The 24840-nt window shown below is 67.6% G+C and carries 27 protein-coding genes and 1 pseudogene; 17 read left to right on the top strand and 11 right to left on the bottom strand.

Annotated elements, in window-relative coordinates; translation table 11 throughout:
• The 3 genes from ACZYRS_RS28690 to ACZYRS_RS28680 all read right to left on the bottom strand — a co-directional run bounded on the left by ACZYRS_RS28690 (window position 1) and on the right by ACZYRS_RS28680 (window position 3109).
• Window positions 1-573, bottom strand: a complete 573-nt coding sequence (locus ACZYRS_RS28690) for a hypothetical protein (RefSeq protein ID WP_463421922.1) — start codon at window positions 571-573, stop codon at window positions 1-3.
• Window positions 574-689: 116 nt separating this feature from the next.
• Window positions 690-1412, bottom strand: a complete 723-nt coding sequence (locus ACZYRS_RS28685; protein ID WP_463421921.1) for an RNA pseudouridine synthase — start codon at window positions 1410-1412, stop codon at window positions 690-692.
• The gene (locus tag ACZYRS_RS28680) at window positions 1409-3109 is read right to left on the bottom strand and encodes an MBL fold metallo-hydrolase (RefSeq protein WP_463421920.1); all 1701 of its coding nucleotides are present in this window, start codon (window positions 3107-3109) and stop codon (window positions 1409-1411) included. Before ACZYRS_RS28680 ends, ACZYRS_RS28685 begins: the two co-directional genes overlap by 4 nt.
• Before the next feature lie 141 nt (window positions 3110-3250).
• On the opposite strand from ACZYRS_RS28680, the gene ACZYRS_RS28675 reads away from it, so the two are divergent.
• Window positions 3251-4267, top strand: coding sequence for a Bug family tripartite tricarboxylate transporter substrate binding protein (locus ACZYRS_RS28675; RefSeq protein ID WP_463421919.1), 1017 nt, complete (start codon window positions 3251-3253; stop codon window positions 4265-4267).
• A gap of 173 nt (window positions 4268-4440) precedes the next feature.
• On the opposite strand, the gene ACZYRS_RS28670 is transcribed toward ACZYRS_RS28675, so the two are convergent.
• Window positions 4441-5271 carry a TorF family putative porin gene (locus ACZYRS_RS28670; protein WP_463421918.1) on the bottom strand — a complete coding sequence of 277 codons (831 nt, stop codon included), beginning with the start codon at window positions 5269-5271 and terminating at the stop codon, window positions 4441-4443.
• 126 nt (window positions 5272-5397) lie between these two features.
• Complete coding sequence (locus ACZYRS_RS28665) at window positions 5398-6318, bottom strand: DMT family transporter (protein WP_463421917.1); 921 nt, start codon at window positions 6316-6318, stop codon at window positions 5398-5400.
• A gap of 103 nt (window positions 6319-6421) precedes the next feature.
• Between ACZYRS_RS28665 and ACZYRS_RS28660 the strand changes: the two are divergent.
• Window positions 6422-7622: pseudogene (locus ACZYRS_RS28660) on the top strand (amidohydrolase family protein).
• A 111-nt stretch (window positions 7623-7733) separates the two neighbouring features.
• Window positions 7734-7991, top strand: coding sequence for a hypothetical protein (locus ACZYRS_RS28655; RefSeq protein WP_013539384.1), 258 nt, complete (start codon window positions 7734-7736; stop codon window positions 7989-7991).
• A 15-nt stretch (window positions 7992-8006) separates the two neighbouring features.
• Here ACZYRS_RS28655 and ACZYRS_RS28650 read toward each other — a convergent pair whose 3' ends face one another.
• A complete protein-coding gene (locus ACZYRS_RS28650; RefSeq protein ID WP_463421916.1) occupies window positions 8007-8624 on the bottom strand; it encodes a TetR/AcrR family transcriptional regulator in 618 nt (205 codons plus the stop codon).
• A 107-nt stretch (window positions 8625-8731) separates the two neighbouring features.
• Between ACZYRS_RS28650 and ACZYRS_RS28645 the strand changes: the two genes are divergently transcribed.
• A complete protein-coding gene (locus ACZYRS_RS28645) occupies window positions 8732-9766 on the top strand; it encodes a saccharopine dehydrogenase family protein (RefSeq protein ID WP_463421915.1) in 1035 nt (344 codons plus the stop codon).
• A 22-nt stretch (window positions 9767-9788) separates the two neighbouring features.
• Window positions 9789-10502: a hypothetical protein gene (locus ACZYRS_RS28640; protein ID WP_463421914.1), complete on the top strand. Its 714-nt coding sequence runs from the start codon at window positions 9789-9791 to the stop codon at window positions 10500-10502.
• A gap of 12 nt (window positions 10503-10514) precedes the next feature.
• Here the strand turns inward: ACZYRS_RS28640 and ACZYRS_RS28635 are convergent, their stop codons facing one another.
• Window positions 10515-10931 (bottom strand): hypothetical protein, encoded by a 417-nt coding sequence (locus tag ACZYRS_RS28635; protein ID WP_463421913.1) that lies wholly within the window; start codon window positions 10929-10931, stop codon window positions 10515-10517.
• A gap of 155 nt (window positions 10932-11086) precedes the next feature.
• Between ACZYRS_RS28635 and ACZYRS_RS28630 the strand changes: the two genes are divergently transcribed.
• From ACZYRS_RS28630 to ACZYRS_RS28615, 4 genes are all read left to right on the top strand, one after another.
• The gene (locus tag ACZYRS_RS28630; RefSeq protein WP_463421912.1) at window positions 11087-11332 is read left to right on the top strand and encodes a hypothetical protein; all 246 of its coding nucleotides are present in this window, start codon (window positions 11087-11089) and stop codon (window positions 11330-11332) included.
• 148 nt (window positions 11333-11480) lie between these two features.
• A complete protein-coding gene (locus tag ACZYRS_RS28625; protein WP_463421911.1) occupies window positions 11481-12506 on the top strand; it encodes a patatin-like phospholipase family protein in 1026 nt (341 codons plus the stop codon).
• A 56-nt stretch (window positions 12507-12562) separates the two neighbouring features.
• Complete coding sequence (locus tag ACZYRS_RS28620) at window positions 12563-13102, top strand: RICIN domain-containing protein (protein WP_463421910.1); 540 nt, start codon at window positions 12563-12565, stop codon at window positions 13100-13102.
• A gap of 131 nt (window positions 13103-13233) precedes the next feature.
• On the top strand, window positions 13234-14382 hold the full coding sequence (locus tag ACZYRS_RS28615) for a hypothetical protein (RefSeq protein WP_463421909.1): 1149 nt from the start codon (window positions 13234-13236) through the stop codon (window positions 14380-14382).
• A gap of 89 nt (window positions 14383-14471) precedes the next feature.
• Here the strand turns inward: ACZYRS_RS28615 and ACZYRS_RS28610 are convergent, their stop codons facing one another.
• From ACZYRS_RS28610 to ACZYRS_RS28600, 3 genes are read right to left on the bottom strand one after another with little or no spacing between them, the layout of a single operon-like run.
• Window positions 14472-15233: an ABC transporter substrate-binding protein gene (locus tag ACZYRS_RS28610; RefSeq protein WP_463421908.1), complete on the bottom strand. Its 762-nt coding sequence runs from the start codon at window positions 15231-15233 to the stop codon at window positions 14472-14474.
• Window positions 15230-16276: an Ldh family oxidoreductase gene (locus ACZYRS_RS28605; protein ID WP_463421907.1), complete on the bottom strand. Its 1047-nt coding sequence runs from the start codon at window positions 16274-16276 to the stop codon at window positions 15230-15232. Before ACZYRS_RS28605 ends, ACZYRS_RS28610 begins: the two co-directional genes overlap by 4 nt.
• Before the next feature lie 35 nt (window positions 16277-16311).
• Window positions 16312-17331: a Bug family tripartite tricarboxylate transporter substrate binding protein gene (locus ACZYRS_RS28600; RefSeq protein WP_463421906.1), complete on the bottom strand. Its 1020-nt coding sequence runs from the start codon at window positions 17329-17331 to the stop codon at window positions 16312-16314.
• A gap of 129 nt (window positions 17332-17460) precedes the next feature.
• Here ACZYRS_RS28600 and ACZYRS_RS28595 point away from each other — a divergent pair, with 129 nt between their 5' ends.
• From ACZYRS_RS28595 to ACZYRS_RS28585, 3 genes are all read left to right on the top strand, one after another.
• Complete coding sequence (locus tag ACZYRS_RS28595) at window positions 17461-18396, top strand: LysR family transcriptional regulator (RefSeq protein WP_463421905.1); 936 nt, start codon at window positions 17461-17463, stop codon at window positions 18394-18396.
• Between the two features lie 50 nt (window positions 18397-18446).
• The gene (locus ACZYRS_RS28590; RefSeq protein ID WP_463421904.1) at window positions 18447-18821 is read left to right on the top strand and encodes a hypothetical protein; all 375 of its coding nucleotides are present in this window, start codon (window positions 18447-18449) and stop codon (window positions 18819-18821) included.
• 124 nt (window positions 18822-18945) lie between these two features.
• Window positions 18946-19308 (top strand): hypothetical protein, encoded by a 363-nt coding sequence (locus ACZYRS_RS28585; protein WP_463421903.1) that lies wholly within the window; start codon window positions 18946-18948, stop codon window positions 19306-19308.
• Window positions 19309-19350: 42 nt separating this feature from the next.
• On the opposite strand, the gene ACZYRS_RS28580 is transcribed toward ACZYRS_RS28585, so the two are convergent.
• Entirely contained in the window at window positions 19351-20259 is a 909-nt protein-coding gene (locus tag ACZYRS_RS28580; protein ID WP_463421902.1) for a LysR family transcriptional regulator, read from the bottom strand.
• A 117-nt stretch (window positions 20260-20376) separates the two neighbouring features.
• Here ACZYRS_RS28580 and ACZYRS_RS28575 point away from each other — a divergent pair, with 117 nt between their 5' ends.
• From ACZYRS_RS28575 to ACZYRS_RS28555, 5 genes are all read left to right on the top strand, one after another.
• A complete protein-coding gene (locus ACZYRS_RS28575; RefSeq protein ID WP_463421901.1) occupies window positions 20377-21360 on the top strand; it encodes a Bug family tripartite tricarboxylate transporter substrate binding protein in 984 nt (327 codons plus the stop codon).
• Window positions 21361-21375: 15 nt separating this feature from the next.
• Complete coding sequence (locus tag ACZYRS_RS28570; protein ID WP_463421900.1) at window positions 21376-22536, top strand: serine hydrolase domain-containing protein; 1161 nt, start codon at window positions 21376-21378, stop codon at window positions 22534-22536.
• A 68-nt stretch (window positions 22537-22604) separates the two neighbouring features.
• The gene (locus ACZYRS_RS28565; RefSeq protein WP_463421899.1) at window positions 22605-23210 is read left to right on the top strand and encodes a TetR/AcrR family transcriptional regulator; all 606 of its coding nucleotides are present in this window, start codon (window positions 22605-22607) and stop codon (window positions 23208-23210) included.
• A 104-nt stretch (window positions 23211-23314) separates the two neighbouring features.
• Window positions 23315-24013 carry a type 1 glutamine amidotransferase domain-containing protein gene (locus ACZYRS_RS28560; protein ID WP_463421898.1) on the top strand — a complete coding sequence of 233 codons (699 nt, stop codon included), beginning with the start codon at window positions 23315-23317 and terminating at the stop codon, window positions 24011-24013.
• Window positions 24014-24063: 50 nt separating this feature from the next.
• Window positions 24064-24825: an alpha/beta fold hydrolase gene (locus ACZYRS_RS28555; RefSeq protein WP_463421897.1), complete on the top strand. Its 762-nt coding sequence runs from the start codon at window positions 24064-24066 to the stop codon at window positions 24823-24825.
• Window positions 24826-24840 lie beyond the last annotated feature (15 nt).

Here is a 24840-nt window from a genome sequence, read left to right as displayed (position 1 = left end):
TCAGCGCGTGAAGAGCCACCCGCCCTTGGGCTGGCGCATCAGCTCGTGGCGGCGGATCGAGTGCTCCTCGCCGTCGTCGCCCACGTAGACCACTTCGAAGCGCAGCAGCTTCGGCGACACCATCTTCCAGTTCTGGATGCGCTTGACGGTCACGCAGGCCGTCCTGTCGTGGTACTGCATCTGCAGCATCGGCCCGCCCTGGAAGCCCGTGCCGTCGAACAGCCGCCCTGGCGCGGCGAACGGGTTGAGCACCGCGCCGTTGCGCGCGGTGATGCAGCCTTCGGTCCGCACGAACGACTCGATGGTGGGCGCCGCGCCGCGCACCACCTTGGTCACGGCCGGGCTGGGCGTCTTGCCGCCGATGGCTTCGCGGATGCGCTCGACCTGCTCGCCGGTGATCGGCGCGAGGCCGTCCCTGGACACCACGGCGGGCAGCGGCGCGGGCGGGGTGGACCCCGCGGCGGGCTCGGGCGCCGGCTGCAGCGATGCGAAGAAACTACAGCCCGCGAGCAGTGCCAGGGGGACGGTCGAGGCCAATGCGGCGGCCGTGGTTCTGGTTCTTTTGAAGTTCATGGCTCGGTCTCCCTCTCGGCGGCTCGGGCCGCTTGCTGAAATGGCAGGCCGCACGCACGAGGCATGCGGCGCGTCGTCTTCTCTCTTTTTCTCTTTTTCTCTCTCTTGCTCTTCGATCAGAAACGCTCGTGCGGCGCCAGGTAGCGCCACTGGCCGGGCTGCAACCCCGCGAGCGGCACGCGCCCGATGCGGATGCGCCGCATCGCGACGATGGTCAGGCCAATCTGGTCGCACAGGTGCGCGATCTGCCCGGGCCGCGCGCCCTTGAGCGCGAAGCGCAGGCCCGTCTGCTGGCCGTCCTCGGCCTGCCGGCCGATGCTCACGCGCGCGGGCGAACGCTCGAAGCGCGCGAGCACCTCGGGGGCCACCGTGCCGGCCACGTCGACCATCACCTCGTGCTCGAGGATGCCCGCATCTTCCTGGAGCTTGCGCTCGATGCGGAACTCCTGCGTGTACGCCACGAGGCCGCTCGCTCCGGTCTCCAGCGGCGTCATGCAGTGCTGCCCCTTCACGTGCGCGGGCAGGAAGCGCTGGCCGGCACGTTCGGGCTCGTGATGGTTCGCGGCCACCAGCAGCTTGAAGGCGTTGTCGGTCGGCATGCCGGCCGGTTTGTACAAGAGCATCGTGACGGGCACGATCGGCTCGGGCTTCGCGCCGGCCGCGATCTCGACCTGCTGGTGCGCCTGCACGCGCGACTGCGGCAGCACGGCTGGCACGCCGTCGACGCGCACCGCGCCGTTCTCGATCAGCAGTTCGGCCTCGCGCCGCGACACGCCCGCCAGGGCCGCCACGCGCTTGGCGAGGCGGATGCCTTCGTCTTCCGGAGCGTTGTTCCTCATCGGGCGCCCGCCTGTTGTTGCTGCTGCTTTTGCTGGATGCGCGCCACATGCGCGGCCAGCGAACGCGCGGCCACCGGCCACATGCGCTCGGGCACGTCGTCGTAGGCGAGCGGCAGCCATTGCTCGGGCGTGCCGTCGGGGAGCCTCTGCATGGCCGCGACGATCTTGGCCTCGCGCTTCAGGCGGTGCGCCTTCAGGTGCGCGATGGCGTTGCGCGCGAAGCCGATCACGTAGCCATGCGCCGGCAGGATGAATTCGACGACGCCCGCGGCGCACGCCACGTCGAGCGTGTCCAGCGAATCGAGGTAGGCCGTCATGTCGCCGTCGGGCGGATCGACCACCGTCGTGCTGCCGTTCAGGATGTGGTCGCCCGAGAAGAGGAGGCCGTCCTCTTCGAGCACCAGGCACAGGTGGTTGGCCGCGTGGCCGGGCGTGTGGATCACGCGCAGCGTGTGGGCGATGGGCTCGCCCTCGGCGGTGGTGCCCGAGAGCGTGAGGCGCTCGCCGTTCTCCAGCGAGCGCTCGGGCGTGAAGCGCGCCGTGGCGCGCGCGGTCGGCGCCGAGGGCAGCCCGAGGATCGGCGGTTTCTTCGCCTTGCACAGCGCCTGCAGCGGCGCGGCGCCGGGCGAATGGTCGGCATGCGAGTGCGTGCAGACGATCATGCGGATGTCGCCGCGCGTCGCGCGCCAGAGGCGGCCGATGTGGTCGAAGTCGTTCGGGCCCGGGTCGATCACCAGGTAGCCCGTGGCCGCGTCGCCCACGATGTAGGTGTTGGTGCCCGGGCCGGTCATGGCGCTCGGGTTGGGCGCGGTGAGGCGCTGCACGTTCTTCAAAAGCGCCACCGGCTGCTCGCTCTGCCAGTCGAGCGCATGCACCACCTGGCCGTCGGGGCACACCAGCGCGAGCTCGCCGTAGGGCGCATCGCTTTCCATGTAGCGCACGTCCTCGCCCTTGAGGAGGCCGGCGCGGGGGCAGCTGGTCCAGAGCGGGGCCTCGGCGGTTCCGCCATTGCCGCCGGGCGCGCAGGCCGCCAGCACCGCATCGACCGTTGCATAGGCGGCCATGCGCTGCAGCGTGCGCACGGTCGGGAAGATCATGAAGAAGTTGCCCGCCGCATGCCGCGCGAGCGCATCGGCGGGGCGCACCCAGCTGGGCTCGAACTGCTCGCTCTCGTCGGCTGTGGGCACCTGGCCCTCGGGCATGCGTGCCACGAGAAAGGGCACGTCGAAGCGCTTGGGGAGGTCGCGGTCGGTGATCCAGTGCGCAAAGGTGAACACCTGGTCCGAGGCCAGCACCAGCCCGCGCGCGGCGCACTGGTCGGCGAAGCCGGTGCCCGCGGTGGCGTTGCGGTCCATCGCGGCGATGTCTTCGGCGCTCACGGGGCTGCCGTCGGCGCGGTGGGCGAGCAGCACGCCCAGTTCCTCGAAAGCCTCGCGGATCGCCGCGATGGCCTGGGTGCGCTGGGCGCGGCTCTGGGTGGCGCGGCGGGTGGCGATGCGCTTGGCGGCCTCGTCGGCCGCATCGATGTGGCCGCCGGGGAACACATAGGCGCCCGGCGCGAAGCTCGCGGTGGCCGAGCGGCGGGTCATCAGCACCTCGATGCCGGCGGGCGTGTCGCGCAGCAGCAGCACGGTGGCGGCGGCGCGCACGGGCGCGGGCTCGCGTGCGGGGTGGATCAGTTGGGAGAAGCGGACCATGGGGTGATTATGGGGAGCGGGTGCGGTGCACGTGTGTCGCGGTGCATAAGCTCATGGGGAAACGGGCATGAGCCGCGCGCCACAATCCACTTTTTGCACCGTCTGTATCGTCTGTACCGTCGATCCCGAAGAAAGACAGTCATGGCCCATTCTCCGTCCTCTCCCTTCTCCTCGTTTTCACGTCGTTCGCTGCTCCTGGCCGCGGCCCTCTGCGCCGCCGCCTCGCCGGCCGCCTTCGCCCAGCACGACTGGCCGCAGCAGCCCGTCACGCTGATCATGGGCTTTCCGGCCGGCTCGGGCGTCGACGTGGTCGCCCGCACCATCCAGGAGCCGCTCGCAAAGCAACTGGGCCGGCCGGTCATCATCGACTACCGCTCGGGCGCTGCCGGCAACATCGCCAGCGAATACGTGGCGCATTCGAAACCCGATGGCTACACGCTTTCGTTCGGCACCGCGGCTACGCATGGCAGCAATGCGGCGCTCTACAAGAAACTGCCGTTCGACGTGGAGGCGGACTTCGTGCCGGTGGCGCCGGTGCTCGACGTGTCGAACGTGCTCACCATCAATTCGGGCGTGATCGACGTGAAGACCTTGAAGGAGTTCGTCGATCTCGTCAAGGCCAACCCGGGCAAGTACAACTATGCGTCTACAGGCAACGGCGCGGGCACGCACATGGCGTTCGCCGAGTTCAATTCGCGCCTGGGGCTGAATATGGTGCACGTGCCCTACAAGGGCGGGCCCGAGGCCATCACCTCGGTGGTGCGCGGGGAGACCTGCTGCATCATGAACCAGGTGCAGACGGTGCTGCCGCACTACAAGGCGGGCAAGGTGCGGTTGCTGGGCGTGACGACGGCCACGCCGGTGGCCGCGGTGAAGGAGGTGCCCACCATCGCCTCCAGCGGTGTGCCGGGCACCAAGGGCTTCGACAGCTCGATCTGGTTCGGCATCTTCGCGCCCAAGGGCACGGATGCGCAGATCGTGGACAAGCTCAACGCCGCGGTGAAGGCGGTGCTCGAGCAGCCGGACATTCGCGAGAAATTCGAGGCGCAGGGGAACACCATCCGCATCGAGTCGCCTGCGCAGTTCAAGAAGACGGTGCATGAGAACCGCGTGAAGTGGGCCGAGGTGGCGAAGGCTGCGAATATCAGCATCGACTGATTGATGCAGCTTGCGTTCGGGGCGCGTGCGCAGGGCGCCGGGTGCTCCCCTCCGCGAATGTCCCCCGGCTTCGCCTCCTCCTTGATTTCGCTGCGGGGAGCACCCGACGCCCTGCGCACAGGGGCACGCTCTGGGGGTGCGGCGATCAACGAGCGCTCTGATTGCTGCTGGTCCTACAGCGTCTTGGTCAGCGTGACGATGAAGCGTGCCTTGTTGGGCGAGTAGGTCGTCTGGCCGAAGGTGCCGAAGCCGAAGTCCACGCCGGGGTTGCTTACCGCGGTGTATGCGCTCTTCTGGTTCGCGCCCTGCACCGAGCCGGCCAGCGAGAGGCCGTTGCCAAAGTCGTACGAGGCGCCCACGTTGTAGTCGACGTAGTTCCTGTAGCCGAGGCTTCGGATGTCGCTCGACATGTTCGTGTAGCCCACGGCCGCCTTCAGCGTGAGCTTGGGCGCGATCTCCTTGCTGTACGCAAGATTCAGGTAGCCGGTGTTGGTGCCCTTCAGGCCCGAGCCGGCCTTGTTGCCCGCGTAGCCGAAGTAGTCCTTCGACACGGTGTGCGAGTACTTCAGCGTGAAGGAGCCGATCGCCTCGTTCGTGTAGCCCGCGCTGCCGTAGAGCTCGGTCGTGTTGCCCGACGAGTTGCCGGGGTAGACGTAGGTGAGCGCACCCACATCCATGTCGAGCGGGCCGGCCTTGAACTTGTAGCCGCCGTAGAAATCGCTCTCCAGGCTGTTGCCCTTGAGCCAGTTGACGCTCGAATTCCAGTTGCCCACGTAGAAGCCGCTGTCGCCGAAGGCGTAGTCCAGGCCGCCCTGGATCGCGGGCTTGAAGCCGCTGGTCTTGGCGTAGTCGTTGCGGCCCAGCATGTCCTGGTCCTGCCCGCGGAACTTGTAGTTGCTGGTGAGGGCGACGTTGCCGCTGAGTTGCGCGCTCGCGAGCATCGGCAAGGCGGCGAGGGTGGGGAGGACGAGCATCGGCAGGGCGATGCGGAGAAGGTGTTTCATCGAAGGAAATCGCTAACGGATGGAGAAGCCGAAAGCGTAGGAGCGCCCGTCTAAAGGCCCCGTAAAAAATGAGGCCCGGGGCGCAAAAGTTTTGTCGCGGCGCGGTGCGTCAGCTTCGCGGTCCGGTCAGCGGCAGCGGCGCGCGGGCATCGTCATCGCGATCACGCCGGCCACGATGCATGCGAGCCCGATCCATGCGGTGGGCGAGAGCGCTTCGCCGAGGAACACCACGCCGATCGCGACGCCGATGGGCACGCGCAGGTAGGCCTGCGCGGCGGTGGACATCGGCCCGAGGGTCTTGATGAGTCGGAAGTAGAGGGTGAAGGCGAGCGCCGTCGAAAGCACGGCCAGCGCCAGCACCGCCATCACCGATGCGGCCGAGGGCGCGAGGGTCCACGGCCTGTCGATCGCGAGGCTCGCGGGCAGCAGCATCGCCGCGCCGCTCAGGAGCGACCCGGCGGCCGGCACCATCGGGTCCAGCCCCTTGAACACGCGGCCGAACATTGCGGCGCAGCCGTAGCAGACAGCCGCCGTCACCAGCGCGATCTGCGCGAGCAGCGAATGCCCGAGGCCGTGCAGCGCCTCGAAGCCCACGATCAGGCAGATGCCCGCGAGGCCCGCGCCCACGCCGAAGAGGCGGCGCAGCGTGGGCCTGTCGGCACCGCCCATGCCAAGGCCCAGCAGGAAGATGAAGATCGGCGAGGTCGAATTGAGGATGGTCGCGAGCCCGGCGTCCACGCTGCGCTCGGCCCACGCGATGAGCGTGAACGGCAGCACGCTGTTCAGGCACGCCTGCAGCGCGAAGCACCCCCACATCGCGGGTGCCGTCGGCAGCTTCACGCCGCGCATGCGCAGCACCGCGAGCAGCAGCAGGCCGGCGACCAGCGTGCGCGCGGCGATCAGCGTGATGGGCGGCAGCGTTGCAACGCCGATCTTGATGAAGGTGTACGAGGCGCCCCAGCAGGTCGCGAGCACCGCGAGCAGCGCCCATTCGAAGGCGAGGTGGGGCGCGGCCTTGCCGGCGGTATCGAGTGCGGTGATTTGCATGGTGCGCCGATCATCGAGAGAGCGCGCGGGCAACACTTCGGCCTGGAGCGAACTGTGCGGTACGCTGTTCATGACATCCGCCCGAGCCTTCCAGAGAAGAACCATGTCCACGCTCCTCATTCGCAACGTTCGCCCCATGGGCGCTTCCCCCATCGACGTGCTGGTGCGCGACGGACGCATCGCAGAGATCGGCGCCGCGCTGTCCGCGCCCGCCGATGCGACGATCGAAGAGGGCGGTGGCGCCTTGCTGCTCCCCGGCCTCGTCGAAGGCCACACGCACCTGGACAAGACGATGTGGGGCATGGACTGGTACCGCAACGAAGTCGGCACCAACCTCGTCGACAAGATCGAGAACGAACGCGCCTTCCGCCACGCGAGCGGGCACGACGCCGCCGCGCAGTCGCTCGCGCTCGCCAAGGCCTTTCTCGCGCTGGGCACCACGCGGCTTCGCACGCATGTCGATGTCGATACGCAGGCGGGCCTGCGCCACCTCGAAGGCATGCTGCGCACGCGCGAGGCGCTGCGCGAGGTGCAGCAGATCCAGGTCGTCGCATTCCCGCAATCGGGCTTGCTCGGCCGCCCCGGCACCGCCGAGCTGCTCGATCAATCGCTCGCACTCGGCGCCGACGTGCTCGGCGGCCTCGACCCCTGCGCCATCGACGGCGACCCGGTGAAGTCGCTCGATGTGCTCTTCGGCATTGCCGACAAACACCGGCGACCCATCGACATTCACTTGCACGAGCCGGGCGCGATGGGCGCGTTCTCGCTCGACCTCATCCTGCAGCGCACCGAAGCGCTGGGCATGCAGGGCAAGGTCGCCGTGAGCCACGCCTTTTGCCTTGGCGACGTGGCCGAACGCGAGCGCGAGACGCTGCTCGCGCGCATGGCCCGGCTCGGCGTGGTGCTCGTCACCAGCGCACCGCCGTCCCGCAGCGTGCCCCCGCTCCTGGCTTGCCGGCAGGCGGGCGTGACGGTGGTCGGCGGCAACGACGGCATCCGCGATGCGTGGACGCCCTACGGCAACCCCGACATGCTGGAGCGCGCGATGCTCATCGGCCTGCGCTACAACCTGCGCCGCGACGACGAGGTCGAAGTCGCTGGACACCGTCACCCATTCGGCCGCGCACGGCTGCGGCTTCGAGGCCTATGGGCTCGTGCCGGGCAACCGCGCGGACCTGGTGCTGGTCGATGCACAGACGCTGGCGCATGCGGTGGTGGCGCGGCCGGTGCGAAAGCTGGTGGTGGCGGGTGGGCGGGTCGTGGCGCGCGATGGGGCGTTGCTGGCGGAGGTGGCGGCGTTGTGAACGTCGCCATCGCGAGGCTTGGTCCTCACGGCACGCGGGGCTGCGGCTGACAAGGTGGAGCGGCCCCGGATGCAACCATCGGGTCTCATTTCAATAGCCGGAGGAAACCCCATGAACAAGACCCTGATCGCACTCGCCACTTCGCTCACCCTGCTCGCAGCCGGCACGGCCAATGCGCAGATCGGCAAGGCCGCTTCCGAGGCGACCGATGCCGCGCAGCACAAGATCGACGAGAAGCAAGCCGACAGCAAGGCCAAGAAGAGCGGCCCGGTCGGCAAGGCGGTGAACAACGTCAAGTCGGGCTATCACAAGAACCGCTCCAAGAGCTCGGCCGACAAGGCCAAGCAGTCGCTGAAGAACGCGGGCTGATCAAGAAGCCGCGCGTTATTTCCGCTCCCGGGCCAGCTGCATCAGCGCGAGCCCGGCCGTGACGAAGGAGCGCACGGGTCCCTTCTTGCCCGTGAGGTGGCCGTTCATGTAGGCCCCATCGAAAAGCAGCCCCAGCTGGTCCGCCAACTCTTCGGGCTTGCGCACGCCCGCCTTCTTCGCCAGCGCGGCGAGGCGGCGGTGCAGTTCGAGCTTGTGCCGCGTGGTGATGGCGCGCGCAGGGTGCGCGGCATCCGGAAACTCCGTGGCCACGTTGAGGAACGGGCAACCGCGGTACGTGGGCTTGAGGATGTGATTGGCGATCCAGCGGATGTGCGCTTCGAGTTCCGCCGCTGCGTCGCCCTTCGCCTTTTCGGCCACGTCGTCCCAATCGCGCCAGTACTCGGCGTCTTCCTGCTCGAGGAACGCCACGACCAGGTCGTCCTTCGTCGTGAAGTGCCGGTAGAGGCTGGTCTTCGCGACGCCCGAGCGCTCCACCACCAGGTCCACGCCGACGGCCCGCACACCCTCCCGATAGAACAGCGCCGCCGCCGTTTCGAGGATGCGCGCCCGCGCAACGGAGGGGCTGCGTTCGCTGGCGACTGCTTCGGTGGTCGCGACCGTGCGTTTGTTCATGCCGGCAGTTTACCTTGACACGCTACAGATCTGTACTCTAAGCTCCGCGCCGAGGAGTACAGATCTGTAGCGTTGTGCCGCGGATGGCTCTGCATCAGAGGAATTCCGTGGTCACATCCAATCAATCCGTCGTCGTCTATGGCGCCTATGGCCACACCGGCCGCTTCGTCGTTTCGGAACTGCGCAAGCGCGGGTGGGCGCCCGTGCTTTCGGGGCGCGATGCACGCAAGCTCGCCGCGCTGGCCACCGAATATCCAGGGCTCGTGGTGCGGTCCGCATCGGTCGATGAACCTGCGTCGCTCGACCGCGCGCTACAGGGCGCAGCGGCGGTCATCAACTGCGCCGGCCCCTTCGCCAGCACGGCCGGACCAGTCATCGAAGCGGCATTGCGCACACGCATTCCGTACCTCGACGTCGCCGCCGAAGTGGAGGCCAACATCGACACCTTCACGCAGTACGCCGACCGCGCACGCGAGGCCGGCATCGTCGTCGTGCACGCGATGGCGTTCTACGGGGGCCTCGGCGACCTGCTGGCGACCGCGGCCATGGGCGACTGGGCATCGGCCGATGAAATCTCCATCGCCTACGGCCTCGATAGCTGGCTCCCGACCGCCGGCACCTTGGCCGCAGGCCAGGTCTCCCGGCAGCGGCGCGACGGCCGCCGCGTTGTCTTTACGAACGGAAAGATCACGCACGCGACGGGCGCCGCGCCGGTCGTCGAATGGGAATTTCCCGCGCCCCTGGGCACGCAGCAGGCCGTCTCGGAATTCACCATGGCCGACACGGTGACGATCGCGCGCCACATCGATGTGCCCGAGATCCGCTCGTACATGACGCTCGCCGCCGTCAAGGACCTGATCGATCCGAGCCCGACGGCGCCCGTGGCCAGCGACGAAAGCGGCCGCTCGTCGCAGACCTTCGTCGTCGAAGTGATCGCGCGCAAGGGCGGCGAAGAGCGCAGGGCGGTCGCGCGCGGGCGCGACATCTACGCCGTCTCCGCGCCGCTCGTCGTCGAAGCGCTGGCGCGCGTCCTCGGCGGGCAGGTCAGGACGCCCGGCGTGCTGACGGCCGGCGAAGCCTTCGATGCACGCGACTTCCTCGCATCGCTCGGCCCCGAGCACCTGTCGATCGAGATCCACTAGGGCGCTCACTACACTGGCTCCGATGAGCCAACGCCACACGTCCTACTTCTGGAGCGGCACCACCCTGCGCAGCCGCAGCGTGGGCGGCGTCGTGCTGTCGGGCACGGTCGATGTGCCCGCGCCGCCCGCGCGGCTCGTGGCCGATTGGGAGCGCGACATCGCATCGACGCTCTTCCTGGAACCGGGCGACGTCGAGCCCTTGCCGCTGGCCCGCGCCCGCATGCGCTGGCCCGACTACAAGCAGTGCGTGCGGGCGATGGCCGAGTGGACGCGAACGCTCGGCCTCAAGGATGTGATCGCGTCAAGCGACATCGCCCTCATGGCCTGCCGCGGCGCGCGCTACCACCACGACGGCGAGCAATACGGCAGCGCGGCCTTCTGCAATCTCTTCGTGAGCGAGGACAAGGGGCTCGATGTGCACTTCCCATCGACGGGCGACCGCATCCCGTTGGCGCGGGGCACGGTGCTGATGTTCGACACCGCCCAGCCGCATGCCGTGATCCGTCGTGGCAGTGCGGGCTTCGATGCGGCCCACTTCGCGCCCGACGTCGACTGCAGCCAGCTCTTCCTCACATGGGAGCTCCCCATCGAGAACGCCGACGTCGCACGCGCACTGCGCATCGGCTTCGACACCGACCCCTCGACCGCATCGCAACTGAACGAAGAGCAGGTCTGGCTGAACGGCGCGCGCGCCAGCGTGTGCCCCGACACGGGCGCGTGGCGCGCGGCCGGCTGAGCCGAAGCGGTCTCAGCCTTCCTTGGTGCGCAGCAGCTCCGCCTTCTGCGCCAGTGCCACGGCCTCGACGATCTCCTCGGTGGAGAGCGGCCCGGTCAGTTCGACCTCGCCGGCGAGCACGCCGTCCAGCGCGTCCTTGCCCGCACCGCTCGTGAGCCACGCGAACACCGAGATGATCGATCCCCCGCCGAACCTGGCCTTCAGCGCCTTCGATGCCGCGCGGCTCACCTCGGCGAACGCGGCGTGGTCCGCCGCCGACGAAGCCGCGCGAACGATGATGCAGAACGCTTCGAGCTTGTCGGCCTCGGTGCGCAGGCGCCGTGCCTTGCCCGCGCTCTGCACGGCGCGCGTCGGAGCGGCCGGCGCGGATGCATCGGCTGGCGGTTGATCGGTGGGGGAAGAAGAAGGCGTGCGGGGTTCGGTCGACATGGATGCATTCGTTTGCAGGGAGTCACCCATTGTCCCAGCACCTCGTCATCGCCGATCGCAGCCGATTCACGACGATGTTGTTACTCCCTGCCGCGCGCCCACATCCCTAGAGTCGTGATGCGGCGCCATCTGCAGTGCGCCACGAGGAGCCTGCAATGACCATCACGAGAAATGACGACCAAGCGACGGCGCAAACACCTGTCGAGCGCGCATTCGCCATCCATCGAAGCATCGCCGCATGCCATGCGCACATCGCGCGCGGCGACGGCGTTCATGCACTCACCGCTGCACTGATGCTTCCGTGCTACGAGGCCGGATTCCACCGCATCGCGCGATCGCTCGATCATGCGCAAGCGCGCGAACTTAGGACCTCGCTCGATGCGCTGCACGCGCCCGTATGACGATGCTTCGGAGGGACCGATATCTTCCGCGGCATTCGGAATTACGCAGATGGATTGAACGGGATTTCACGCGTAGACGATGCATGCGCCCAAGGCCGAGACTTCGCTTCCCCAACCCGGGGATTCAATGATTTGAAAGGAGCTGGTCATGGCAGAGCCTGGAAAAAAATTCACCATCCTCTCGTTCGTCGGAGGCGGCATACGCGGGCTGATGTCCGTCACGGTCCTCAAGAAGTTGCAGGCGCACTTTCCGGATCTCGTTCGGCACACCGACCTGATCGCGGGGTGCTCGACGGGGTCGATCATCACGAGCGAACTCGTCGCGGGGCTGCCGACCACGGAGATCATCGATTTCTTCAAGAACGGCGAGATCGAGTTCTACGACAACATGGACACGGACCCGGACACGCCCGCGTACGACATCCAGAAGGTCTACAAGTCGCAGCACGCGCTGCACGGAGACAAGCTGGTCTCCGACCTCGCGCGCAAGGTTCTCTTCGTGACCTTCAATGTCGGCGGACTCGAAACCTTGGAAGGTGTGCAGACGCCCATTCCGTGGAAGCCGATCATGTACACGAACATGATCCCGGCCCATGGCAACGTGTCCATCGCCGAGGCCGCCACCTCCAGCGGCGCGATGCCGGGGCAACTGGGCTCGTACCTGGGCAATGTCGATGGGGCGTTCTTCAACCACGACCCGACCGTGGCCGCCATCGCGCTGGCCGTGCGGGCAGGGCACAAACTGGAGGACATCTGCGCCATCACCATCGGCACCGGGATGATGCACGACTGGATCGCCAGCGACACCAGCGAGTGGGGCGCCAACCAGTGGATGAACGGCGATGCCAACCCGTTCAACAGCACGCCGCCGTTCCTCATGAACCAGAGCAAGCCCGGGCCCATCCTGGACATGTGCCTGAACGGCACCTCCACCGAGCTCATGCCCACGCTGGCCGGCTTTCTGCTGGGCGATCGCTACGCCAACATCAACCCGACGCTGCCGTTCTTCATTCCGGAGAACACCACCTATGCGCAGGCCATCCAGCTGCTGCAGGACAAGGGCGAGAAAGCCGACACCGCCCACGCGGAGGCGCTGATCGACGCCTACTGGTGGAACCACCTGCCGGACGGTCCCTTCGAGGGCGAGAGCCGCAACGCCGCCGCCCGCCGCTGAGCGGCGCCTTTCCACGAACGCATCCTCACGAACACATTCCCTCGAAAGGAGCAACGATGTCGACCGCTGAAAAAGTCATCTCACCGCCGCCGCTCACGCCGCCGCTGACCGACGAACTGAACCTGGGCCCGTACTTCATCCAGCGCATGCTCGGAAGCCACTACGTGCTCGACGTGGACAGCGGCAGCACCAGTTCGGGCACCCAGGTCATCGCGTATCCGCGCAAGACCTCGGGCACGGGCAACCAGCTGTGGCAGTTCGTTCCGGCGGGCCCCCTGAATCCCGGGTGGTGGTTCCTCAAGTCGATGATGGGTACCGGCTTCGTCATGACGCTGCGGCCCTACGCCCAAGACGAGCCCACGCGCGTCGTCATGATGGCCAAGGACCTGGCCGAGCCCCCCGAGCAGCTGTGGTGCCTGCAGTCCACCGAGAAGCTCGGCTACTGGTACATCCAGAGCAAGTTCGGCGCGAGCAATTCGCAGGCGCCGCGGGTCATCGGGGTGGCGGGCGAGCAGTCCGCGGCCCCCGCCGTGGCCAGCGCGATCAGCTTTTCCGAGTTCGAGCAACAGGCCTGGGGCTTCGCGCCCGGGTCGTAGCCCCGCCGAAAAAAAAAGAGGAGGTGCCGGCGTTCACGCGCGCGAAAGCTCAGGGCGCGCGCGTGAACCTTCTGGTGTTGCATGGGGCGTGACGCGAGACGCGCACGCCTTCGCGCCAACGGGAGCAGATCATGACGATCATGGAAATGAGAGACGAAGCCGATGCGCGGCAGCGCCTGCGGGACTTCTACGGGCTCGAGGGCCACGACGCGGCGCCTTATGTGCAGCTGCTGGGCTTGCTGTGCGGCTTCGAGGGCTATCCGAACTTCGCCAGGGAACTGGAGAAGCTCTCGGTCCTGCTGTGGGCGGAGTACCGAAAGCCGGGCATGGCAGACCGGTCCAATCGCTACTCGCGATCCATCATCAACCTGGCCAATCGCGAGATGGGTTTCTCAACGCAGGACAACGTCGTCTTCGCAGGACCTCTGGGCGGCGCAGCCTTCGGCAAGAGAGTGCGTGCCAAGGTGCTGTGGAAGGACTCGTTCGCGCTCGGGCATGGCGAGTTCTCGCATTCCTACCAATGGCTGGTCGCGGGCCTGGCCTTCAATTGGGGGCCCGCGACCGGGCAGCACTACGCCAACGTGGCCGGGCGCATGTCCAAGGTTCCCTTGTTCACGAAGGACAACGACGGCATCGCCTATCGCCGCTCACCGCTGTGGGAATACCTTGTCGATTGCACGCGCTGGCAGGACTGGTTCGACAACCCGGCCGGCTTGACGTCGGCCATCAACACCTGGTCGAAGAAGCAGGCCCAGCCCCCGCATCCCCAGGAGCTGGATGCGCGTCTGAAATCGCATCCGACCGCCAACGCGCTGACGAAATTGACGCTGCGATCCGCGAACAACGTTGCCTCCCTGGTTGCCAAGCAGGACAAGTGGTTCATCAGCTTTTACGAAGCGCGACGAGCGGCGGTCCTCAAGCAGGCGCAGGCGCGCGGAAAATCCTTGATCGAACGGTTCTCGATCTCGCCGATGCAAAGGTCGCTCGACATCGCGACGCGAGACGCGGGTGCGCGCGGCGGCTACGAGAAAACTGCCGAATACACCCATCGGGTCGACAAGAACGCACGCCGCGCCGTCGACCACCCCATCGAGCGAATCAAGGCCGACCGCGCATGGCACTACAGCATCGACAAGGGCGACAGGTATTCGAGCCCGGACAAGTACGTGCATGAAAAGCCCATCCTGGAGCTGGAGCGCATGCAGCACAAGGGACAGTACTGGCTGGAGTTCCACGGCGAAGCTGGCTTCGTCAATGCCCGGCCCGGGCTCGTTGTCTGAGCGGTAGCTACCGCGCGAAGCCGCACGCGCCGCGCAACCAGGTCGAGGTGGCCGGGCTGGGCGAGGCCCGGTGACTTCGGTGCGCTGTTTCAGCCGGCCGAGCTTTCCCTGGCGGGTGCGACCAGCGCCCCCTCGATGCCATGCCGCGCCATCGCATCGGCGACGAACCCCGTCGCCTTCATTTCCTCCACGAAGCCGCTGAGGAAATTCGCCGCCTCCACACCCCGGCTGCGCGGCAGCCCCATTGCCTGCTGGATCACCATGAACCGCCCCGGCAGCAATCGCAGCCCCGGCAGCCGCGCCGCATCCGCGGCCAGTTGCTGGCGCACGCCCGCGGCCACTTCGACGCCTTGCGCGATGAACTCGTCCACCACCGCTGGCGATGTGTTCGCACGCACGATCGCGGCGCGCTTCAATTCGCGGGTCAGGTACAGGTCGTAGGCGCTGCCCTTGCCGACCATGACGCGCACGCCCTCGGCATCGACCTCTTCGTTGGCCTTGAGGGCCGAGCCCTCGCGCACGAGATAAGCCCCTTCGATCAGGATGTACGGCGCCGTGAACAGCAGCCCTTCGCCGCGCAGCGGATCGACCGCGAAGAAGCCCACGTCGGCCTCTTCGCCGGTCACGGCCGCGACCGATTTGCCCGCGGCATCGAACACCACGGGCTGCAACTCGGCGCCGAGCCGGCGGGCCAGCTCGTTCGCGAGATCGACCGAGACGCCGCGCGCCCGGTTGTTCTTGGCATCCCAGTTCGCAAGGATCGGGTTGCCGAGATTGATCGATGCGCGCAGCACGCCGGTGGGCATGAGCGCGGCGCGGAGGGCGTTGTCGACAGCCATCGCCGTGCTCATGCGTGGGCCGCGTGCTGTTCGAGCAATGCGCGCACGGCCGGGTCCAGCGCGAGGCCGTCGCGACGGTGGCGCGCGAGGTTGTCCAGCTCGATCTCGCCGGGCACCAGCACCGGGCGCGATGCATCCGCCGGCGGACTGTCGTGCAGGATCGCCGCGAAGTCGTTCATGCGCTCGGCCAGCCACGCGGTGGAGCCCAGGTGCCGCGTGTCGATGAGGATGAAGAAGTGCCCCAGGTTCTGCGGCTCGTCGGGCGCATCGACCCACGACTTCACATGCGTGAGGTACGCCGCGCCCGAGAGCAGGCCCGCGAACATGTCCACGATCAGTGCGAGGCCGTAGCCCTTGTGTCCGCCGATGGGCAGCAGGAAACCGTCGAGCGCCGCGGCCGGGTCCGTCGTCGGGCGGCCGGCCTTGTCGGTGGCCCAGGTGTCGGGGATCGCCTCGCCGCGCTTGAGCGCGTTGCGGATCTTCGCGCGCGCCACCACGCTGATGGCCATGTCCAGCATGAAGGGCCGCCCGCCCGGGTTCGGCACGCCGAAGCCGACGGGGCTGTTTCCCAGGCGCGCATCGCTGCCGCCCCAGGGCGCGATCGTCGTGGTGGCGTTGCTGCCGATGATGCTCGCGAAGCCCGCCTCCGCCGCGATGAGCGAGTAGGGCGACACGGGCCCGAAATGGTTGCTGCCGCGTGCGAAGGCCACGCCCACGCCCGTCTGCTTCGCGGTGGCCATGGCCGCTTGGAGCGCGCGCATGCCCACCAGCGGGCCCACGCCGTTGTCGCCATCCACGCGCACCAGCGCGGGTGCCACCTGCTCGACCGTGATGTGCGGCCGCGCCTTGATGCCCTTGACGGCCAGCCGCTCGCCATACGACTCGATGCGGCTCAAGCCATGGGTGGAGAGGCCGAAGAGATCGGCCGTGACCAGGATGCGCGCCACGTCGCGCGCATCGTTCTCTTCGAGGCCCAGGCCGGTGAAGGCGCGGGTGCCGAGCGCCATGAGCTCGGATTCGCTGAGCGTGGTTTTTTCTGCGGTGAGGGTGTTCATTGGGTGATTGCGTTGATGTCGATTTGAAATTCGGGTCACTCGGCCTTCAGGCCGGCCTTGCGCACCACGGCGCTCCACCGCTCGCGCTCTGCCTTGATGAACTTCGCGAACTCCGCGGGGCCCATTGGCGAAGCGGTGCTGCCGTCTTCTTCCAGGCGCGCGCGCACCGCGGGCACGTTCAGCGCCTTGACGGCCGCGTCGTGCAGCCGCGCGACGACGTCGGGCGGCGTGTTGGCCGGCGCGAGGATGCCGAACCACTGCGAGCTGTCGAACCCCGGATAGCCGAGCTCGGCCACCGTGGGCACGTTGGGCAGCGCCGCGAGCCGCTGCGGCGAACCGCTCGCGATGATCTTGAGCTTGCCCGCCTTGGCCTGCGCGACGAAACCCGGCGGCCCCGCGGAGGCCGCATCGGTGCTGCCGGCCAGCAGGTCGTTCAGCTGCGCGCCGGTGCCCTTGTAGGGCACGTGCGTCACGTCGATGCCGGTGGTCACCTTCAGCATCTCGAACGCCAGGTGCCCCGCGCTGCCGTTGCCCGCGGAGCCGTAGTTCAGCTTGCCGGGCTGCGCCTTGGCCAGCGCGACGAATTCGGCCAGCGTCTGCGCCGGAACCTTGGCGCCGACCGCGAACACCATCGGCACCTTGGCCAGCAGCACGACGGGCGCGAAGTCTTCGTCGCGGTAGGGCAGCTTGGCGAACATCGCCGGGTTGACCGCCAGCGTGCCCACGTGGCCCAGCACCACGTTGTAGCCATCGGGCGCGGCGCGCGCGACCTCCTGCATGGCGATGATTCCCGAGGCGCCTGCCTTGTTGTCGATGATCACGGCCTGCCCGAGCGTCTTGCCCATTTCGTTGGCCAGCAGCCGCGCGATCACGTCGGAGCTGCCGCCGGGGCCGTAGGGCACCACCAGGCGCACGGGCCGCTCGGGCCATGCGGCGTGGGCCAGGGGCGCGATGGCCGTCATCACGGCGATCGATGCCAGCCCGATCACGCGGCGCGCGATGGGCGAGAGAAGCGGGCGCCGATGGCGAAGGCCCGCGCGGGTCGAAATACGCATTCATGTCTCCTTGTCGTTCATGCAGCGCTTCATGGCGCTGCATCTGCTTGTGCGATCGAAGACTGAATGATCGTGACGACCGCTCCCGGTGTAAATTGCAAATATTCGCTCTACTCTTGCAGCCGACGCATGAATTTCGATCTCGCGGACCTCCGCGCCTTCCTGTCGGTGGCCGACTTCGCGAGCTTTCGCGCGGCCTCCGACAACCTGCACCTGTCGCAGTCGGCGCTGTCCCGCCGCATCGACAAGCTCGAAGCGGCGCTGGGCGTGAAGCTCTTCAGCCGCACCACGCGCAAGGTCGAGCTCACCACCGTCGGGCGCGCGTTCGTGCCCCGGGCGCGCAACGTGATGCGCGAGCTCGAAGACGCGCTCGTCGGCATCAAGGACACGACCGAGCGCATCTCGGGCCAGGTGACCATCGCCTGCGTGCCCTCGGCGGTCGGCTACTTCCTGCCGGTGGCCATCAAGCGCTTTCACGCCGCGTACCCGCGGGTGCGCATCCGCCTCATCGACGAGTCGTCCGCGGAAATCCTCGTGGCCGTGGCGCGGGGCGATGCCGACTTCGGCCTCACCTACATCGGCACGCAGGAGTCGGACATCGACTTCGAGCCGCTGCTCGAAGAGCGCTTCGTCGTCGCCTGCCCCGCGGGCCATCCGCTCGCCAGGCACAAGCGCGTGACGTGGGCGGAGCTCTCGGCGCACGAGTACGTCACCATCGCGCAAGGCAGCGGCAATCGCTTTCTCATCGACCAGGCGCTCAGCCACGTGGAGAACAAGCCGCAATGGATCTGCGAAGTGCGCCATGTGCCGGCATTGGTGAGCCTGGTGGAAGCGGGCCTTGGCCTCGGCGTGGTGCCGCGTTTGGCGATGCCGCCCAAGGGGCATTCGGGGCTCATCAGCATTCCGCTCGAAGACCCCAAGGTCACGCGCGTGATCGGCCTCATCAAGCGGCGCGGCCGCGAGCTGATGCCCGCCGCGCGACTCTTTCACGACATGCTGCTGCACGCCCGCCGCGACAAGCCTGCGGCCGCCGCGCCGGCGCGCAAGAAGGCGGCCGGCCGCTGAGGGGCCGCGCTGGTTGCAGCGGCCGCAAGCGCCGCACTTAAACTGAGCCCATGCAGCGCCCCAGCGAAGCCCAGCCCCTCCAGCCCGTCGTGGAACTGCGGGGCGAGGGCGCGACGTTTGCGTACGCCGTGCGCGCGCCGCGCTCCAAGGGCGTGATCCCCCCGAGCTCCTACAAGAACGGCGGCTTCGCCACCCTGCCCGAGTGCCTGCGCGACGTGGCCAAGGCGCTGGGCGGCAACTTCAGGCGCATCTACGTGCGGCTCGATGGCCATTGCGTCGGCGAGCGCGACATCGTGGAACTGCGCGTGGCGCCCGAGAAGGTCGCGGCCGAGTTGAAGACCGAGTGCGATGCGCTGAACGCGCTGCACATCAAGCCCGCCGCCATCTCCGCGCAGAAGAAGGCGGGCCCGGTGGTTGCCGGATAAGCGACGCACCCCTTGGGTAAGGTGGGCCTTCACTGACACGGAACCGCGACGCGGCCCGACCCGGCTGGCAAGGCGAAGCCCCTCTATTGAAGTCTTCAACCACTTCTTTTCAGAGGCTTCAGACATGAACCGAATCGCGACCACATTCCTTGCAAGTTGCATCGCCCTGGGCGCTGCGTCCGCCATGGCACAAGCAGGCGGGGGAGGGGGAGGCGGCAGTGGCAGCGGCGGCGGCGGCCCGGGCCTGAACAGCCCGGACAGCAGCGCCATGCAGCAAAAGCCCGCGACCGGTGGCACCGGGCCGACGAACCCGAACGGCACGATGACCGCGCCTTCGGCTCAGGGCAATTCGAGCGCGGAGGGCAACCTGTCGGGCAGGGCCAAGTCGTCTGGCGGCGCGATGAAGTCGGAGCGAAAGTCAGACAAGAGGGGCGCGGCCGGCAACACGCAAGGCACCGGACAAGCACAAACGCCGAGTCCGCAGTAAGGCCGCACGCGAAGCCCGCCAGCGGATATCAACGCCCGGGATTCAGCGATCGCGCATGTGCTCGGCGCAGAAGGCATGCACGATTTCAAGGGCCGGTGCCTCCGTCACGCCTTCCAGCGTGATGAAGGCGAACTGCGAAGTCAGCCGCAGCGGCTTGGGCATGCGCAGTTCCACGAGCTCGCGCGCATCGATCAGCGTGCGCGCGGTCTCGACAGCCCCGAGAAAGATCGCATCGCTGCTTCGCACGAGCTCGAGCAGGCACCACGCCTCGTCCGATTGGAAACGCACCGCGTCGCTGATGTGCATTGCCTTGCCGAAGTACGCGTCGAGGCTTTGCGTGGCCTCGCGGCTCAGCCCGATGCCGCTCGCAGCCAGCGGATAGTCGCGCAACCGGGACAGCGACACGGCGTTGGCACCGCACAGCGGGTGATCGCGGCGGCACACGAAGCCGATGCGCATTTCGGGCAGCAGCCTCACGTCGAGATCGTCGGCCGGCGGCAGCAGCCGCTTGTGCACCACCATCGCATCGACCGCGCGATCGCGCAGCGCCGCCAGCTGCTGCTCCGCGGGCCCCCCGACCAGCTGGACCTTCAGGCGCGGATAGGTCTCGGCGACGTGCCGCAGCAGCGGCAGCGCCAGCACCGCGGTGGGCGCCGAGCCGAGCGCCAGCCGCACCGCGCCCACCGCGAGGTCGGCGAGCAGTGCCGCGCTGCGCTTCATTTCCGAGACTTCGATCGTCACGCGGCGCGCCCGCGAAGCGACCAGCGCGCCCAGCGGCGTCAATCCCTTGCGCTTGCCCGCGCGGTCGATGAGCGCGCCGCCCAGCTCTTCTTCCATCGCCTGGATGCTGCGGCTCAACGCGGGCTGCGTGAGGTGCAGCCGCTCGGCGGCGCGGCTGAAAGAGCCCGTGTCGATCACGGCGAGGAGGTGTTCGAAATGCTGCAGGTTCATCGCGCGGCCCTTCTGGTGGCATGAGTTCAGGTAATGCCGATTTGACTGAGTATGCATTGGACGTTCTGTGGCACGAGGCCTAGCATCGCCAGCGATTTCACTCATCGAAAGCGGCCCATGAACTGCAGAGCCCTCTGTTCCACCGTTGTCGTGGCGTGCGCGATGGCCTCGTCCGGCGTAGCCGCGTGGGCCCAGCCCGCGTACCCCTCCCGCGCGATCACGCTCGTGGTCCCGGTGGCCGCGGGCGGCGCCGCCGATGCACTGGCGCGGTCCTGGGCCGAGCACGTCGGCGCTGCGCTGGGGCAGCCCGTGGTGGTCGACAACCGCCCCGGCGCGAACGGCAGCGTGGCGGCGAGCTATGTGGCCAAGCAGGCCCCCAATGGCTACACCGTCCTGTTCGCGAGCACGTCGAACATGTCGCTCAATCCGTTCTCGTACAAGTCGCTGTCGTACGACCCGGTGAAGGACTTCGATCCCGTCTCGATGCTCGCGGGCACATCGCAGGTGCTCGTGACCAGCACGGCGACAGGCATCCGTTCTCTCGACGACCTGGTCAAGGCCGCGAAGACCAAATCGGGCGGGCTCGATTTCGGCTCTGCGGGCAAAGGCAATTCGACCCACCTCAATGTCGAGTTCGTCGCGCAGCACTACGGCCTGAAGATGACCCACGTGCCCTACAAGGGCGCCGCGCCCGCGATGGTCGGCCTGATCGGCGGCGAGACGCAACTGGTCGCCGACGCCGTCGTCAGCGTGGTGCCTCAGGTGAAGGGCGGGCGCGTGGTGCCGCTGCTGATCTTCGGCAGCCAGCGCTCGAAGGCTTTTCCCGACGTGCCCACGGTGTTCGAGGCCGGGCTCAAGGACTATCCCGCCGGCGGCTGGTACGGACTGATGGTGCCCAGGGGAACGCCCAAGGAAGTGGTCGCGCGCCTGAACGGCGAGACCGCGAAGTTCTGGGCCGACACCGGCGTGAAGCAGCGCATGGACGCGCTCTACATGGACCCGCCCAGCGCGCTCGGCCCCGATGCGGTGACGCAGACCATGAAGAAAGAGGCCGCGGTGTGGGGGCCTGTGATCACGCGCCTTGGCATCCAGAACGATTGAAGGATGGCTCACGCGATGAACGAACCCGGCCTCGCCTTGCCCCGCACCCATCTGCCGCGCGGCGAAGATTTCTTGCTCTGGTCGCCATGCCTGCAGTCGTACGGCTACCGCATCGTCGACCGGCTTTTTGCGACACGCACCATCCAGCGCGGCGTCGCGCGCCCTTTGGTTCGCGGCCGTGAACTGCAACTGAATTACCGCCACGACGGCGAGGCGCGCACCGTCGAAGACTTCATGGACCGCAACAGCGTGGCCGGCCTTCTGGTGGCGCGCGACGGCAAGGTGCTGCTCGAACGCTATGGCCTCGGGCTCGCGCCCGGCGAGCGCTGGAGCACCATGTCGACCGTCAAGTCGATGACGGGCATGCTGGTCGGCGCGGCGGTACGGGGTGGCGCCATCGGGTCCATCGACGATCCGGTCGTGCGCTACCTGCCGCAACTCGCGGGCTCGGGCTATGCGCGCGCCACGGTCCGTCACCTGATGACCATGTCGTCGGGCGTGGGCTGGTCCGAGGTCTACGCCGACAAGAACTCCGACGTGAACCGCTACAGCAAGTCGCTGGCGGACAAGGTGCCCGGCGGCGTGCTGCAAATGCTGCGCGAGGTGCCCGCATTGCACGAGCCCGGCACGCACTGGCACTACAACACCGGCGACACCTTCCTGCTCGGATGCGTGCTGTGCGCGGCCACCGGCCGCACGCTGGCCGACTTCATGGCCGAGACGGTCTGGAAGCCCTGCGGCATGGAAGACGAGGGCTACTACACGCTCGAATCCGAAGGCGGACAGGAAATCGCGGGCAGCCGCGCGGGCATGTCGCTGCGCGACCTGGGCCGCTTCGCGATGCTGGTGGCCGCGGACGGCGTGCTCGATGGGGCGCAAGTGTTGCCAGCGGGCTGGGTCGAGTCGGCGTCGCAGCGCGCGTTTTCGATTCCCGCGGAATTCCATCCGTCGCGGCTCTCCCTGGGCGTGACCGGGTATGGCTACGGCTGGTGGCTGACCGACGACGGCGCCATGCTGGCGCTGGGCCATTCGGGCCAGCGCATCTATGTGCATCGGGAAGAGCGCCTGGTGGTCGTGAACCTGGCCGTGTACCCCGAGCCGCGCTATGTGAGCGGGGCGGAGCACGACCGCGACGCCGAGCTGAACAGCTTCATCACGGCCTGCCGCGCGGCCTGAAAAGAGATGCGAAAAATTCTTTCGATGGGCACTAGACGACCGGTCTATTTCTCGCATAGACTTGCGCCATGCCCAAAGCAATCGCATCCGAATCCACCGACACCCGCGACAACATCCTCGCGGCGGGTCAACGGATGATGGCGGCCAAAGGATTCACGGCCGTCGGCCTGAACGAAATCCTGACCACGTCGGGCGTACCCAAAGGGTCGTTCTATCACTACTTCAGCTCGAAGGAAGCCTACGGCGAGGCCGTTCTCCACGGCTACTTCGATGAGTACCTTGCCGACATCGACAAGACCCTCGCAGCGCCGGAGCAGACCATGGCGCAGCGCCTGATGAACTACTTCGCCAGCTGGCGCGACACGCAGTCGTTCCTCGACTGCCAGGGCAAGTGCCTGGCCGTGAAGCTCGGCGCCGAAGTGGCGGACATGTCCGAACCCATGCGGCTGGCCATGAAGCAGGGCACCTCCGGCATCGTCGAACGACTGGCCAAGGCGATCGAAGCCGGCGTTGCCGAAGGCTCCCTCTCGGTCGACGAAAGCGCCGAAGAGACGGCACAAAGCCTCTATCAACTCTGGATGGGCGCGAGCGTGATGGTCAAGATCGCGCGCCATGGCGACCCCTTCGAAACCGCCCTCAAAACCACACGCCGGATCCTTCACCTGTCCCCCTGAACGGACAGGCCCTCGGATGCACTTCAAGCCGAAGTGCTTTTTTCTCGCCGTGTCACTAGTAGACCGGTCTATTGTTAGTAGTCAACGTTTTTTTGGAGAAGCAAATGAAAGTCCTGATGGTCCTCACCTCGCACGACGAACTCGGCAACACCGGCCGCAAGACCGGCTTCTGGCTCGAAGAGCTCGCCGCGCCCTATTACGCGTTCAAGGCAGCCGGCGCAGACATCGTGCTGGCCTCGCCCAAGGGCGGCCAGCCGCCGCTGGACCCCAAGAGCAACGAGCCGTCGTTCCAGACCGACCTGACCCGGCGCTTCGAAGCCGATGCCGAGGCCTCGGCGCAACTGGCAAGCACCGTGCGCCTGGACAGCGTTTCCCAAGCCGATTTCGACACCGTCTTCTACCCGGGCGGCCACGGTCCGCTGTGGGACCTCGCCGAAGACCAGCACTCGATCGCCCTCATCGAATCGTTCATCGCGGCGGGCAAGTACGTGGCCCTCGTGTGCCACGCGCCCGGTGTGCTGCGCCATGTGAAGCGCGCCGACGGAAGGCCGCTTGTCGAAGGCAAGCGCGTGGCCGGATTCACCAATTCCGAAGAAGAGGGCGTGGGCCTGACGAACGTCGTGCCCTTCCTCGTGGAAGACGAACTCAAGGCCAAGGGCGGCGTGTATTCCAAGGGCGAGGACTGGGCGCCCTACGTCGTCGAAGACGGACTGCTCATCACGGGACAGAACCCCGCGTCCTCCGCCTCTGCCGCCACCGCGCTGCTGGCGCACTTCGCAAATCCCGCCGACGCCAGCCGGTAAACCGCTCGCCAACCGATCCGACCCAACCTCACATTCACTGGAGATCCCTCATGAAAATCCGCACCGTTCTCTCTTCCGTCGCCCTCGCCACCGCAGCCTTGCTCGGCGGCAATGCCTTCGCAGCCGACTTGCCTTCGGTCGTTCTCGTGCACGGCGCATTCGCCGACGGCTCCGACTGGGCCAAGGTGATCCCGCTGCTGCAGGCCAAGGGCATCCACGTGACCGCGGTGCAGAACGGCCTCGCGTCGCTCGCCGGCGACGTCGACGCCACCCGCCGCGCCATCGACAACCAGAAGGGCAAGGTCGTGCTGGTGGGCCACTCCTGGGGCGGCACGGTGATCACCGAGGCTGGCGAGAACGACAAGGTCGCCGCGCTCGTCTACGTCGCGGCCTTCGCGCCCGATGCGGGACAAACCTCCGCCGAACTGGGCAAGGACTACCCGCCGTCGCCCGGCATCAAGCAACTGGTGGCCGACAAGAACGGCTGGCTGACGCTGCCGCCCAATGCCATTGCGCAAGACTTCGCGCAGGACGTGCCGCCCGCGCAGGCCGCCGTCATGGCCGTCACGCAGGGCCCGCTCCAGGCCAAGGCCCTCGAAGACAAGACGACCGTGGCCGCGTGGAAGACGCGCCCCTCCTGGTTCATCGTGAGCGCCAACGACCGCATCATCTCGCCCGACCTGGAGCGCGCCATGGCCAAGAAGATCGGCGCGACCACGACGACCTTGCCGACGAGCCACGTGCCGCAGCAGTCGCGGCCGAAGGACGTTGCCGCCGTGATCATCGCGGCGGTCAATGCCAGCGCGAAGTGACCTGTGGGTGCGCTG

It is taken from the genome of Variovorax sp. AC194 (genome assembly GCF_979257995.1).
This window is presented reverse-complemented; position numbering and strand designations above follow the sequence as displayed.

What these genes read in the sequence shown, in the direction of transcription:
- ACZYRS_RS28690 (WP_463421922.1), bottom strand. Translation starts at nt 573, where the DNA reads ATGAACTTCAAAAGAACCAGAACCACGGCCGCCGCATTGGCCTCGACC.
- ACZYRS_RS28685 (WP_463421921.1), bottom strand. Translation starts at nt 1,412, where the DNA reads ATGAGGAACAACGCTCCGGAAGACGAAGGCATCCGCCTCGCCAAGCGC.
- ACZYRS_RS28680 (WP_463421920.1), bottom strand. Translation starts at nt 3,109, where the DNA reads ATGGTCCGCTTCTCCCAACTGATCCACCCCGCACGCGAGCCCGCGCCC.
- ACZYRS_RS28675 (WP_463421919.1), top strand. Translation starts at nt 3,251, where the DNA reads ATGGCCCATTCTCCGTCCTCTCCCTTCTCCTCGTTTTCACGTCGTTCG.
- ACZYRS_RS28670 (WP_463421918.1), bottom strand. Translation starts at nt 5,271, where the DNA reads ATGAAACACCTTCTCCGCATCGCCCTGCCGATGCTCGTCCTCCCCACC.
- ACZYRS_RS28665 (WP_463421917.1), bottom strand. Translation starts at nt 6,318, where the DNA reads ATGCAAATCACCGCACTCGATACCGCCGGCAAGGCCGCGCCCCACCTC.
- ACZYRS_RS28655 (WP_013539384.1), top strand. Translation starts at nt 7,734, where the DNA reads ATGAACAAGACCCTGATCGCACTCGCCACTTCGCTCACCCTGCTCGCA.
- ACZYRS_RS28650 (WP_463421916.1), bottom strand. Translation starts at nt 8,624, where the DNA reads ATGAACAAACGCACGGTCGCGACCACCGAAGCAGTCGCCAGCGAACGC.
- ACZYRS_RS28640 (WP_463421914.1), top strand. Translation starts at nt 9,789, where the DNA reads ATGAGCCAACGCCACACGTCCTACTTCTGGAGCGGCACCACCCTGCGC.
- ACZYRS_RS28635 (WP_463421913.1), bottom strand. Translation starts at nt 10,931, where the DNA reads ATGTCGACCGAACCCCGCACGCCTTCTTCTTCCCCCACCGATCAACCG.
- ACZYRS_RS28630 (WP_463421912.1), top strand. Translation starts at nt 11,087, where the DNA reads ATGACCATCACGAGAAATGACGACCAAGCGACGGCGCAAACACCTGTC.
- ACZYRS_RS28625 (WP_463421911.1), top strand. Translation starts at nt 11,481, where the DNA reads ATGGCAGAGCCTGGAAAAAAATTCACCATCCTCTCGTTCGTCGGAGGC.
- ACZYRS_RS28620 (WP_463421910.1), top strand. Translation starts at nt 12,563, where the DNA reads ATGTCGACCGCTGAAAAAGTCATCTCACCGCCGCCGCTCACGCCGCCG.
- ACZYRS_RS28615 (WP_463421909.1), top strand. Translation starts at nt 13,234, where the DNA reads ATGACGATCATGGAAATGAGAGACGAAGCCGATGCGCGGCAGCGCCTG.
- ACZYRS_RS28610 (WP_463421908.1), bottom strand. Translation starts at nt 15,233, where the DNA reads ATGAGCACGGCGATGGCTGTCGACAACGCCCTCCGCGCCGCGCTCATG.
- ACZYRS_RS28605 (WP_463421907.1), bottom strand. Translation starts at nt 16,276, where the DNA reads ATGAACACCCTCACCGCAGAAAAAACCACGCTCAGCGAATCCGAGCTC.
- ACZYRS_RS28600 (WP_463421906.1), bottom strand. Translation starts at nt 17,331, where the DNA reads ATGCGTATTTCGACCCGCGCGGGCCTTCGCCATCGGCGCCCGCTTCTC.
- ACZYRS_RS28595 (WP_463421905.1), top strand. Translation starts at nt 17,461, where the DNA reads ATGAATTTCGATCTCGCGGACCTCCGCGCCTTCCTGTCGGTGGCCGAC.
- ACZYRS_RS28590 (WP_463421904.1), top strand. Translation starts at nt 18,447, where the DNA reads ATGCAGCGCCCCAGCGAAGCCCAGCCCCTCCAGCCCGTCGTGGAACTG.
- ACZYRS_RS28585 (WP_463421903.1), top strand. Translation starts at nt 18,946, where the DNA reads ATGAACCGAATCGCGACCACATTCCTTGCAAGTTGCATCGCCCTGGGC.
- ACZYRS_RS28580 (WP_463421902.1), bottom strand. Translation starts at nt 20,259, where the DNA reads ATGAACCTGCAGCATTTCGAACACCTCCTCGCCGTGATCGACACGGGC.
- ACZYRS_RS28575 (WP_463421901.1), top strand. Translation starts at nt 20,377, where the DNA reads ATGAACTGCAGAGCCCTCTGTTCCACCGTTGTCGTGGCGTGCGCGATG.
- ACZYRS_RS28570 (WP_463421900.1), top strand. Translation starts at nt 21,376, where the DNA reads ATGAACGAACCCGGCCTCGCCTTGCCCCGCACCCATCTGCCGCGCGGC.
- ACZYRS_RS28565 (WP_463421899.1), top strand. Translation starts at nt 22,605, where the DNA reads ATGCCCAAAGCAATCGCATCCGAATCCACCGACACCCGCGACAACATC.
- ACZYRS_RS28560 (WP_463421898.1), top strand. Translation starts at nt 23,315, where the DNA reads ATGAAAGTCCTGATGGTCCTCACCTCGCACGACGAACTCGGCAACACC.
- ACZYRS_RS28555 (WP_463421897.1), top strand. Translation starts at nt 24,064, where the DNA reads ATGAAAATCCGCACCGTTCTCTCTTCCGTCGCCCTCGCCACCGCAGCC.